The organism is Exiguobacterium sp. s132 (genome assembly GCF_018617235.1).
In the GTDB taxonomy this organism is placed as follows: domain Bacteria; phylum Bacillota; class Bacilli; order Exiguobacteriales; family Exiguobacteriaceae; genus Exiguobacterium; species Exiguobacterium profundum.
The window spans coordinates 114,440-125,068 of the sequence record NZ_JACSJU010000004.1; the positions used below are offsets into that span (position 1 = coordinate 114,440).

13 protein-coding genes, 2 tRNA genes and 1 rRNA gene are annotated in these 10,629 nt (G+C 49.0%); 4 read left to right on the forward strand and 12 right to left on the reverse strand.

Annotated elements, in window-relative coordinates; translation table 11 throughout:
• Positions 1 to 74: 74 nt before the first annotated feature.
• The 3 genes from KNO78_RS14080 to KNO78_RS14090 all read left to right on the forward strand — a co-directional run bounded on the left by KNO78_RS14080 (position 75) and on the right by KNO78_RS14090 (position 2,958).
• Positions 75 to 1,976, forward strand: coding sequence for an ABC-F family ATP-binding cassette domain-containing protein (locus KNO78_RS14080; protein ID WP_015880578.1), 1,902 nt, complete (start codon positions 75 to 77; stop codon positions 1,974 to 1,976).
• On the forward strand, positions 1,973 to 2,380 hold the full coding sequence (locus KNO78_RS14085) for a hypothetical protein (RefSeq protein ID WP_214691576.1): 408 nt from the start codon (positions 1,973 to 1,975) through the stop codon (positions 2,378 to 2,380). The genes KNO78_RS14080 and KNO78_RS14085 overlap by 4 nt, the downstream gene beginning before the upstream one ends.
• A gap of 104 nt (positions 2,381 to 2,484) precedes the next feature.
• Positions 2,485 to 2,958, forward strand: a complete 474-nt coding sequence (locus tag KNO78_RS14090; protein WP_074034828.1) for a flavodoxin — start codon at positions 2,485 to 2,487, stop codon at positions 2,956 to 2,958.
• Between the two features lie 9 nt (positions 2,959 to 2,967).
• Here KNO78_RS14090 and KNO78_RS14095 read toward each other — a convergent pair whose 3' ends face one another.
• The 7 genes from KNO78_RS14095 to KNO78_RS14125 all read right to left on the reverse strand — a co-directional run bounded on the left by KNO78_RS14095 (position 2,968) and on the right by KNO78_RS14125 (position 6,405).
• Positions 2,968 to 3,534: a hypothetical protein gene (locus tag KNO78_RS14095; RefSeq protein ID WP_074034830.1), complete on the reverse strand. Its 567-nt coding sequence runs from the start codon at positions 3,532 to 3,534 to the stop codon at positions 2,968 to 2,970.
• A gap of 14 nt (positions 3,535 to 3,548) precedes the next feature.
• Positions 3,549 to 4,571 (reverse strand): tRNA (adenosine(37)-N6)-threonylcarbamoyltransferase complex transferase subunit TsaD, encoded by a 1,023-nt coding sequence (gene tsaD / locus KNO78_RS14100; protein WP_074034832.1) that lies wholly within the window; start codon positions 4,569 to 4,571, stop codon positions 3,549 to 3,551.
• Positions 4,568 to 5,029 carry a ribosomal protein S18-alanine N-acetyltransferase gene (rimI, locus tag KNO78_RS14105; RefSeq protein ID WP_074034834.1) on the reverse strand — a complete coding sequence of 154 codons (462 nt, stop codon included), beginning with the start codon at positions 5,027 to 5,029 and terminating at the stop codon, positions 4,568 to 4,570. The genes tsaD and rimI overlap by 4 nt, the downstream gene beginning before the upstream one ends.
• Positions 5,022 to 5,678, reverse strand: coding sequence for a tRNA (adenosine(37)-N6)-threonylcarbamoyltransferase complex dimerization subunit type 1 TsaB (gene tsaB / locus KNO78_RS14110; RefSeq protein ID WP_214691577.1), 657 nt, complete (start codon positions 5,676 to 5,678; stop codon positions 5,022 to 5,024). Before tsaB ends, rimI begins: the two co-directional genes overlap by 8 nt.
• Positions 5,675 to 6,124, reverse strand: coding sequence for a tRNA (adenosine(37)-N6)-threonylcarbamoyltransferase complex ATPase subunit type 1 TsaE (gene tsaE, locus KNO78_RS14115; RefSeq protein ID WP_214691578.1), 450 nt, complete (start codon positions 6,122 to 6,124; stop codon positions 5,675 to 5,677). Before tsaE ends, tsaB begins: the two co-directional genes overlap by 4 nt.
• Before the next feature lie 102 nt (positions 6,125 to 6,226).
• Positions 6,227 to 6,303 (reverse strand) — tRNA-Met (locus KNO78_RS14120).
• Between the two features lie 25 nt (positions 6,304 to 6,328).
• A tRNA-Met gene (locus tag KNO78_RS14125) sits at positions 6,329 to 6,405 on the reverse strand.
• Between the two features lie 139 nt (positions 6,406 to 6,544).
• Between KNO78_RS14125 and KNO78_RS14130 the strand changes: the two genes are divergently transcribed.
• Positions 6,545 to 7,327 carry a sporulation protein gene (locus KNO78_RS14130; protein WP_015880565.1) on the forward strand — a complete coding sequence of 261 codons (783 nt, stop codon included), beginning with the start codon at positions 6,545 to 6,547 and terminating at the stop codon, positions 7,325 to 7,327.
• Between the two features lie 503 nt (positions 7,328 to 7,830).
• On the opposite strand, the gene KNO78_RS14135 is transcribed toward KNO78_RS14130, so the two are convergent.
• The 5 genes from KNO78_RS14135 to rrf form a co-directional block, all read right to left on the reverse strand.
• Positions 7,831 to 8,472: a uridine kinase family protein gene (locus KNO78_RS14135; RefSeq protein WP_074034841.1), complete on the reverse strand. Its 642-nt coding sequence runs from the start codon at positions 8,470 to 8,472 to the stop codon at positions 7,831 to 7,833.
• A 304-nt stretch (positions 8,473 to 8,776) separates the two neighbouring features.
• On the reverse strand, positions 8,777 to 9,715 hold the full coding sequence (locus tag KNO78_RS14140; protein WP_074034846.1) for a coiled-coil domain-containing protein: 939 nt from the start codon (positions 9,713 to 9,715) through the stop codon (positions 8,777 to 8,779).
• A 167-nt stretch (positions 9,716 to 9,882) separates the two neighbouring features.
• Complete coding sequence (locus KNO78_RS14145; protein ID WP_244150651.1) at positions 9,883 to 10,176, reverse strand: hypothetical protein; 294 nt, start codon at positions 10,174 to 10,176, stop codon at positions 9,883 to 9,885.
• On the reverse strand, positions 10,173 to 10,406 hold the full coding sequence (locus KNO78_RS14150; RefSeq protein WP_031424468.1) for a helix-turn-helix transcriptional regulator: 234 nt from the start codon (positions 10,404 to 10,406) through the stop codon (positions 10,173 to 10,175). Before KNO78_RS14150 ends, KNO78_RS14145 begins: the two co-directional genes overlap by 4 nt.
• A 136-nt stretch (positions 10,407 to 10,542) precedes the next feature.
• Positions 10,543 to 10,629: ribosomal RNA gene (gene rrf / locus KNO78_RS14155) — 5S ribosomal RNA — on the reverse strand; the annotation flags it as partial.

Genomic DNA, 10,629 nt, shown 5'->3' on the forward strand with positions numbered 1-10,629 from the left:
TGACCACTCAACGAATATACCTAAAATCGCTGAAAAATACAGTATACTAAATAGAGAGAAAGGGGTTTTTTCACTTGATCCTACTGCAAGTCAACAACTTATCCAAATCCTTCGGCGTCGAGCCGATTTTAGAAAACGTAAAACTTGAAATCCAGGAAGGCGAACGCGTCGCTCTCGTCGGTCGTAACGGGGCCGGTAAGTCGACGCTTTTGAAAGTCATTGCTGGTGAATACAACTATGACTCCGGGGACATCATGAAGCCAAAAGACGTCACGATCGGTTATCTCGCGCAAGACTCAGGGTTAGAATCCGACGAGACGATCTGGAATGAGATGCTCACCGTCTTCACGGACTTGATTGAGCAAGAGAAGACGCTCCGTCGCATGGAGGCTGACATGGGCTCCGAACGGATCCTAAATGACGCCGCTGCATATGAACGCCTCCTCTCCTCTTATGATGAAGAGCAACATACGTTCAAAGAGCGTGGCGGTTACCAATACGAAGCGACCATCCGCTCGGTCCTTCACGGGATGCGCTTCTACCCGGACGACTTCGAGCGTCGCATCGACACGCTCTCCGGGGGACAACGGACGCGTCTCGCCTTGGCGAAAATGCTCCTTCAAAGTCCCGACCTGCTCATCTTGGATGAGCCGACTAACCATTTGGACATCGAGACGCTCGCCTGGCTTGAGAAGTACTTAAGCGGCTATAAAGGCGCCGTCCTCATCGTCTCCCACGACCGCTACTTCCTCGACCGCGTCGTTTCGGTCGTCTATGAGTTGTCACGTCATCGGAGCCGTCGTTTCGTCGGGAACTATACGAAGTATCTCGAACAGAAGGCGGCCCTCTACGAACAAGAGAAGAAGCAGTTCGAGTCACAGCAAGAAGAGATTGCCAAGATGCAGGACTTCATTCAGCGAAACATCGCCCGGGCGACGACGACGAAACGGGCACAAAGCGTGCGGAAACGTCTGGAGAAAGTCGACCGACTCGATGCTCCAGATGGCGACGAGCGCAGCGCCGTCCTCTCCTTCTCCATCAAACGCCAGAGCGGGAACGATGTATTGAGCGCGAGTGACCTCGCCATCGGGTACGAGGAAGCGATCGCTCAGAATCTCCGCTTCCAACTGCAACGCGGTGAGTCCGTCGCGCTCGTCGGTCCGAACGGGGTCGGGAAGTCGACCCTCCTCAAAGTGTTGACGAAACAACAAGCCGCCCTCACCGGTGACATCCGTTACGGGACGGGCGTCGAAATCGGATACTACGACCAGGAGCAACAAAACTTGTCTGACGCGAACCGTGTCATCGACGAGATTTGGAACGACTGGCCGCTCATGCGCGAGCAAGAAGTGCGGAGTCTGCTCGGACAGTTCCTCTTCAGTGGCGATGACGTCATGAAGCGTGTCCATGAATTATCAGGTGGCGAACGGGCACGACTCACGTTGGCCAAGCTGAAGCTCGAGCAACCGAACCTCCTCATCCTGGACGAGCCGACGAACCACTTGGACCTCGACTCGAAGATGATCTTAGAGAATGCCCTTCTCGACTATCCGGGCACGATTCTCTTCGTCTCGCACGACCGCTACTTCATCGACCGACTTGCGACGCGTGTGTTAGAAATCACGCCGAACGGTATCGACGAGTATCTCGGGGACTATTCGTACTATGTCGAGAAGAAAGAAGAGCTCGAGGAACTCGCGCGACTCGCCCGTGAAGAGACGAAGCAGGTCGTCGTGAAAAAACAGCGCGCTGACAAAGAGCAGCAACGGGAAGAGCGCCGCATCAAACAGCGCATCGAAGAGATTGAGCAAGCGATTGAGCAACATGAGAATCGTCTTGATGAAATCGAACAGTTGCTTTGTGAGCCGGACGTCTTCAACGACTTCGCCCGTGCCCAGGAGTTGTCGACCGAATCGGACGCAGCGAAAGAATCGATTACCGCGCTCTATGCGGAATGGGAGGAACTCCATACATGATGCGTACCCGTGCCATGCGAATCGAGTTCATTCAAGCGTTCCTCACGGGACTCGCCTACATCGTGCCGACCGGGACCGAGTTCGTGTCTGAACTCATCCGTGGGGAGCCGACGATTGTCCCGTCTATTCTCTTTTTCTTCCTGCCGGTCGTCATCGGCTTCATCATTCAGACGTGGCCAGGGATACTACTCAGTCTCTTCAGTGGCCTGCTCATGAGCACGCTCTTCATCCGTGTCGTCGTCTGGCCGGTCGATGTGACCGTTCACACGTTCTATGCGCCTGGATCGGTGTGGGCCCACTTCTATGAAGAGACGCTCTTCATGTGGATCCTCGCCCTTCTCGTGTTCATCGTGAGTCGTATCAATACGTGGCATCGAGAGAATTATCGACAACCAAAAGCATAACAAAACCACGTCTTCTGTTTGAAGGCGTGGTTTTGTTTGTACAATCAACGTTATCATTGACATTGATAATCATTTTCAATTAGTCTGTTGTTGAGGTGATGACAATGAAACTATTGATTGGGTACGTGAGCATGTCTGGCAATACGGAAGACATCGCGAATCTGATTCGACATACATGGCAGGACGCAGGACACGATGTATCGATATCTGACGATTTGGAATCCTTACGTATCGAGCAATTCGCCGAATATGATGCAGTCATACTCGGTACGTATACGTGGGGAGACGGAGATGTTCCGTATGAGGCCGAGGATTTCGTATATGATTTGGAAGAATCGTCGCTAAACGGTTTGCCGTGTGCCGCCTTCGGTTCAGGGGACACGGATTATCCCAAATATTGTGCAGCCGTCGATACCGTCGAGCAAGCCTTTCAAACTGCCGGTGGACACGTTCTTGTTCCTGCGCTCAAGATTGAATTCGACCCGGATACGGATGAAAAAAAGGAAGCATGTCTCGCGTTCGCCCATACATTCCTTCAACAACTTGAAGCACTCAAAAAGGTTCAGCCTCGTGGCTGAACCTTTTTGTTAGAAGTAACGCAGTGGTTGGAATCCGATTGTATGGAAGTCGAGCTTCGTCCCGTCTTCAGCGATAAAGAAGACAGCCTCGTTCGTGTCGACGTCACGTGTGAACACTTTATAGAACGTCATCGGCTTTTCGCCATTCGTCACATAGCGTGCTTCATGCGTCGAAATGACTTGTGCGAACAGTTGCTGTTCGTCGAGCTCCTCAATCAAATCATCAAACTTCGCCGCTTCTTCTTCTGTTGCCTCGCGACCCCGCTCGATTTCATAATAAGCATCGCTCGCTTTTGGTTGTACCCCGAGATTGCGATCGACGACGATCACACGCTCCGGCTCTTGATCGACGACACTTGTGTAGCCATATAGTGACTTGATGAGCGTATTCTCTCCGGTCACGCGACCGATACCTTCTAATGCCTCTTCTCCAGTGAGTGACTTCACTCGTGTCTCTTCTGGAACAATCTCCTCTTGATAGGCGATATTGTAAGCGCGGATGATCTCACGTACTTGTAAGAACGTCGCAACGACGAGTAGTACGATGAGCCCTCCGATGATGATGCGTTTCGTCATGTCTCTATTTCCCCCTAGACTGTCATGCTCTCTTCTAAGGATAACCCAGGAACCGCGTTCATCGCTAGTGTATCGCGCTTACCGCGCACATACGCGTGATGTGCCGCCACCCCGATCATGCCCGCATTGTCCCCACAGAGGTCAAGCGGTGGAATGACGAGTTGAATTCCTTCAGCTGTAGCAGCTTCTTGAAGCGCTGTGCGGAGGCCACGGTTCGCCGCGACACCACCCGCGACAAGCAATTGCTTCGCCCCTTTTTCCTTCACGGCACGAATCGCTTTCTCGACGAGCACTTCGACGACACTCGCCTGGAAGCTCGCCGCCAAGTTTTCAGGGATGACCGTCTCTCCACGTTGTTCCGCATTGTGTACGGCGTTGATGACCGATGACTTCAAGCCACTGAAACTGAAATCAAAGCTACCCGGTTCGAGACGAACGCGTGGGAAGTTGTACGTGTCTTCCCCGACCGCTGCCAGGCGGTCAATCGCAGGACCTCCCGGATATGGGAGACTGAGCGTGCGCGCAACCTTATCGTACGCCTCACCTGCCGCGTCGTCACGTGTCTCCCCGATGACTTCGAAGACACCATGTTCTGGCATATAGACGAGTTCTGTATGTCCCCCTGAAACGACGAGACAGACGAGCGGAAACTGCATCTCTTCGACAAGTTCGTTCGCGTAAATGTGTCCGGCGATATGGTGGACACCGATGAGCGGTTTTTGATGGGCGAATGCCAACGCCTTGGCCGCACTGATCCCAACGAGAAGGGCACCGACGAGACCCGGTCCTTGTGTGACCGCGACCGCATCGACGTCTTCCATCGTCACGCCGGCTTCACTCAATGCATCGTCAATCACGTACGTGATGCGCTCCACATGATGACGAGACGCCACTTCAGGGACAACGCCACCAAATCGTTTATGACTCTCGATTTGAGAAGAGACGACGTTCGACAATAACGTCTTTCCGTCTTTGACGAGCGCAACAGACGTCTCGTCACAGCTCGACTCGATCGAGAGAATCAGTGATGTGTTCATTCTGACTCACTTCCTAACTTCGCCCAATAAATATAGGCGTCTTCATTATTATCCTGATAGTAGCGTCTTCTCCGACCGGCTTGCATAAAACCGAACTGTTCATATAGTTTTTGCGCGCCAACGTTCGACACGCGGACTTCTAACGTCAATCCGACGAGTCCTTTTGACTTGGCGAACGCGACAAGTTCCGCTAACAATTGATTGCCGATGCCCTGTCCACGAAACTCAGGTAAGACGGCAATGTTTGTGATATGTCCTTCATCGACGATTGTCCAAACGCCGACAAACCCGACGACCCGTTTGTCATGGACCGCGACAAAGTAAATGGCCTGTTCATTTCGAAGCATCTCATTCATGAACGCCTCTTTTGTCCACGGGATGGCGAACGACGCTTCTTCGACTTTCGTCACTTCCTCGACATCAAGCCACGTCATCCGACGAATTTTCACGTCAGCCATTGTTTTGTCCCTCTAACCATTTCGCTTCCGCCTCGGCGAGTCGCAAATACTCCGGTTCAAACGAGTGAACATCGCTCGTCTCATCGCTGAAGACAATCAAATCACTCGCACGCCCATATCGATGGGCAGCCGGTGCTTCGATATAGTCATATTCACTTAACACGTCACGGAACGGTTCCACGTCTCCGACGACAAGGAAGCGCCCTTGACTATTCAGTCGCAACCAATCTGAGACGGAGGCGTGCTGATCATGTGTTAGTGCTTTGTTGTGTTGATAATATCCGATATACGCGTTGCCACGGCGCGCGTCAATCAATGAAACGACCGGCAAATCGGTATTCGGGGCCGCTGCCATGAGCTGAAGGGCAGATACACCGATGAGTGGAAGATTGAGCGTATAGGCGAGTGTCTTCGCTGTCGTCACTCCAATCCGAATTCCCGTGTACGACCCGGGTCCTGTCGTGACAACGATGCGTTCGAGCATGTTCGGTGTCCACTTGACCGCTGCCATGAGCTGTTCAATCATCGGCATGAGTGTGACCGCATGGTTTTTTGAGACCATTACCGTCGCTTCGGCTTGAATCTCTCCAGCCTCACTTAACGCGACTGACAAACGTGTCGTCGCCGTATCAATCATCAATTGCTTCATGCGAGCACCTCCTTGGCGATTTGAACGTAACGCTCACCCGTCGGAGCAAGTGTCAGTTTACGTTCTTCGTCGCCGACCCGTTCAATCGTGATGGCCAAGCGTTCTTCCGGGAGGGAGGACTCGATCAAGTTCGACCACTCGACGATGGCGACACCATCACCGTTGATATATTCCTCAAGACCGATGTCATCCCCCGTATCTTCGAGACGATAGACATCCATATGATAGAGCGGCAATCGCCCTTTATATTGTTTCATAATGGTGAAGGTCGGACTGTTGACGTTCCGCGTGACACCGAGTCCTTTTGCGAACCCTTGTGTGAACGTCGTTTTGCCGGCACCGAGGTCACCGTTTAACGTGATGACCGTCCCTGCTTCGACGAGTGTGGCCAAACGTTCTGCCACCTCCTGCGTCTCCGCCGCAGAATGCGTAATCAATGTATACATGAATGGTTCTCCTTTTTCACTTCTCATACGTACTCATTGTACACTTCATTTTAAGCAAAAAAAAACACGAAACGCTATCGTTTCGCTATCTCATTTAAAAATTGGTTGCGGGGGCTGGATTTGAACCAACGACCTTCGGGTTATGAGCCCGACGAGCTACCAGACTGCTCCACCCCGCGACGACATATGAAATTAAATAAAAATTGGTTGCGGGGGCCGGATTTGAACCGACGACCTTCGGGTTATGAGCCCGACGAGCTACCAGACTGCTCCACCCCGCGATGGTTTGAATTGTTTCGACATCCTCTATAATAAGCGAGACAGTTATAAAAAGCAACCATTTTCTTAATGTTTTTTCAAAAATGGAATCGGGAACAGATATAACAGCATAAACTATCAGAGAAAAGGGGCGCGACCGCCATGTCCAAATGGGGAAATCGATTCAAGAAATGGTTCTTTTCGGAGATCGAAGCCGAGATCACGTTTGACCCGGCAGCACTCATTCCGAAGCAGACCGTGACGGGTACGTTGCACGTCTCCAACCCGACAACGAATGTCGTTCGATTACAGGAACTCACCCTGACCTTCTTGACGACGTTCAAAGACATCACCATGGAAGGAAACGAGTTCAATCGAGAAGCTGATATTCAAGAAGTCCCGATTCCACTATCGCTTGTATTAGAGCCTGGAGCGAAAGAGGACGTTCCGTTTTCATTCGAGTTGACGATGTACGCACCCTCTTCTGCCGGCGCCCCGTATAGTATAGAGGCTACATTGTGGGACAAGGACATCAAACGAGTTTGGTTTGATGTAATCGAACACATCGAAATCGAACCGATGCCTGAACTGAAACGATTACTCGATGCGACCGCTCACGCTGGACTTGAGCCGATGTTCGTCCGAAACGTAATCGACCCGCTCGGGGAAGAACGTCCGTATCCATTCGTTGAAAAGTATGGATTCAAGCCGGTCGGAGAATGGGCCGATGAGTTCGAGGTCGTCAAATCGTTTTGGCGCTTACATGAAGACGGGATCGACCTCTACTACTGGCTCGACAACATCGAGACCCAGCGAACGCTCGAATCGATGGCGACCGACGTCGAATTGCGTCATCGTTCCCTCACCTGGGGGCAGCTCGAGCGCGAACAGGAACAGCTCGGTCTCGGCATTCAAGATACGTTACGCAGTCACCGCTCCTCGTGAGCGGTGATAACTTTTTAAGATGATGTGTAGCATTCGTTAATCGATCAAAAAGCTCCGAATAAGATTCTTTTCCATTCTTTTTTCGGACCTTTTTACTATGTTTTTAGCTAGTTTTTTCTTTTCTAGTCATAATATAGTGATGCAAAATCGAAGCAATCACACCTATGATTGATCCTATAACAATCGATACTAGTAAAATCGAAAAAATTTCTTGAAAGGTAACGGGTAGTAATAGTTGAGTAGCCATCAATAAAAAGACGAGGGTTACACCCGCTATAATCCACAGTAACGGTTTTTCCAAAGTAAGGTACTCCCTTCTTTAATAATTTTACCGTGCTCATTTCTTCTAATTCTGAAGTGTAAAGTACATATCTTGGAATCGATATCTCGGAGAGAATCGCCTGAATCCATTCGTTGAAGAGTTTTGATTCAAATCGATTGAAAAATGTGCCGACGAGTTCGAGAGCGTCAAATCACTTTGGCGTTGAAGATACGCTACTCAGTCACCGCTCCTCGTGAGCGGTTTTTTCAATTTGAATTCCATCCTTACTCGTATTGACGATAGTTTGAAAGTGGTGGCGATACGGATGCATGAACAATTCATATTGCAGACGTCGCTCTACATGTGAAGCGTGTAAGTAGTCCAGCTCCATACCCCGTTCCTGAATATCACGATGCGAACGTCGCTTGAACTCAGTCTCCCCGTCTGTGTAGAGATAAATCGATTGATCAAAAGATGAAAGATCCAGGAATGCGACACTCATCCCTTCAATAATCGTGATTGGCTTCTCCGGATCAATCCATGTCCGCTCTAAATAAGGGACATCAATCGTATAAAACCCAATCCCTTCCCGAATCATACGGACATCTCGCTCGAGTGAGAGCAGATGATGTGCGGCCGGATGACACGCCGTCATCTTATACTGATGGGTCGTTCCATCGTGTTGATACGTGAGGATCGTTTGTTTCCGCAACTGTGAATCTGTAATATACGGGTCTGTGTGAAGCAGGTTTATATCACCGAGTCGTTCCCGTAATTTTTCTGCCAACGTCGATTTTCCGGCTGCCCCGTGTCCGGAGATAGCAATCAGCGTTCGTTGATCCGGTCTCACGCTTTGTACGATACCCTCAATCAGTTGTTCCATGATTCTCTCCCTTTTGGTAATTTTGTTGTTTCAGAAAAACAAATACACGTCATTCATCCTCTATCCGTTTTCGAAGCCTGATTGCTGAAACAGTAAACATCACAAAGGCAATCAACGAAATCGAACTGACAATGATCAGAGTGGTCGATATGGGAGAACTAAAGAAAAATGGAATCGATAAAATCAATAGCGCCCCGGTGACTGCCATCCCTCTAATAAGAAATACCATCGTTTTACTCATTTTCTCTTCACTCTCCTTGAACTAAGCAAAAGAACCCTTACTATAAATATAATGACAGACAGCTCATCGTGTCAGGATGAGCTGTCTTCTTTTTTCTTCAGTCTCGTCAAGCTTCTGTTCTAACGTTTCCACTTGTCTCGTCATACGAGCAATCAGCTGACTGATTTCCTTATCCAGTCCGTTCACTTGATCTAAGGAATCATTGATTCGTCCATGCATCGTCCATTCTGAAAAAATATCATCCAAAAAGTAATCTGCGAACTGAATGAGTGAACCTCGATCGACATGCAACTCCTGAACAATACCTTGCACGTCCGCTAATTCACGGGAGAAACGCTCTAACGCAGATTGTAATTCGTGCATCGTCTGCTCGGAAGCATCTAGCGCCTCATGTTTCATTGCTGTGGCAATCAAGCCACCCCCGAAGAACGTATCATACGTCGACCACCCCTTCGCACTATCTAGATGTTTGAGTGTTTTTGCAATCGTTGATCGCGCCGCCTTACCGGCAACGATGGCTTCCCGATACTCGATAAGAAGTTCATTCGTTTCGGCTTGTTGATTCGTGAGATGGTGTAGGTCTCGGCGAATAGCTGGATCTTTCGCAAGATGGGATTCTTTTGTTTCTAAGAAGGTCTCCCACTCAGCGTCGATGCCCTCATAAACCTCGAGCTGTTCTTGTAATTCTCGATGTTCGAGCGTCAATTCGTCAATCATCGCCTCGTGTTCTCGTAATTTCAGTTCAGCGCGAGCAGCCTCTTCCATTTCGATTGTCCGTTGTTCATCAAACGTGCCTCGTAACTTTCGCCATGTGTTGACGAGCGAGAATTCTTCAAGGTCATACACATCACGTTGTTCTTTCGTGAATGTGTTGAGTAGTGCCTTCCGCACCGCCTCATGCTCGTTCAACTGTTTGTTTAGTATCTCTTGCTTACGAACAAGTCGATCACGCTCGGCGATACGCTGTTGTAAGTCTAATTGGGTCTGCTGAAAATTTCCCATTATGTTTCCCCTCTCTTTGTACTGATTAAAGTGTCGATTGGAACGCCATTTATCGTCATGCCTTCGATTCGTCATTTGTTAGGTCATGCTGACTCTATACAATGCTATACGTGCTTCACTCGTTAAATGTTTCATCCAACAAAAAAAGCACTCGATATGAGTGCCAATCAAATTCGATATTTTAATACGGTGATGGTCACTCCTTGAACAGTAAACGTCAAACCGATCAGAAGTGAAATCACATCACGATACACATCAAACGACAAGACATGTAACCAGCGATGATACCATTCGATAAGTAACCATCCGATGGGGAAAATCGGAGCGGCTACCATATAAGAAGTAGTTGCAATTTCTTTTCCACGTTCGTCCTTGCCTTCCTTTCCAAACAAAAACCTCAATGTAACGATAAGCATGACAAGAAAAATTGGAAAAATAAGAATGTTGATCCATAACATCATAAAGGTTGCTCCTTCTTTTCATATTGAAATACGTCATGCACTGTTGTATCAAATAAAATGGCAATCTCAAATGCCAATTTTAGCGAGGGACTGTATCGATTATGTTCAAGCGATACAATCGTTTGTCGACTTACCCCTAAAAAATCTGCGACTTGTTGCTGTGACCATTTCCGCTCTGCTCGTAGCACACTTAATCGGTTATAAAGTTGTCCGCTCGTTTTTTTGACCATTTTTAAATGCCTTCTTTCTTAAAAAAGCGTTCTCTCTCATTCGAATGTAATATTTTTTTGTCATTTAGTCAAATAAATATTACACTTAAACATACAAAAAAACGACCGAGCGTATGCTCGGTCGTCCTGCGTTGTTGCCTGGCAACGTCCTATCCTCACAGGGGGAGATCCCCCAACTACTTTCGGCGCTGAGACGCTTAACTTCCGTGTTCGGCATGGGAAC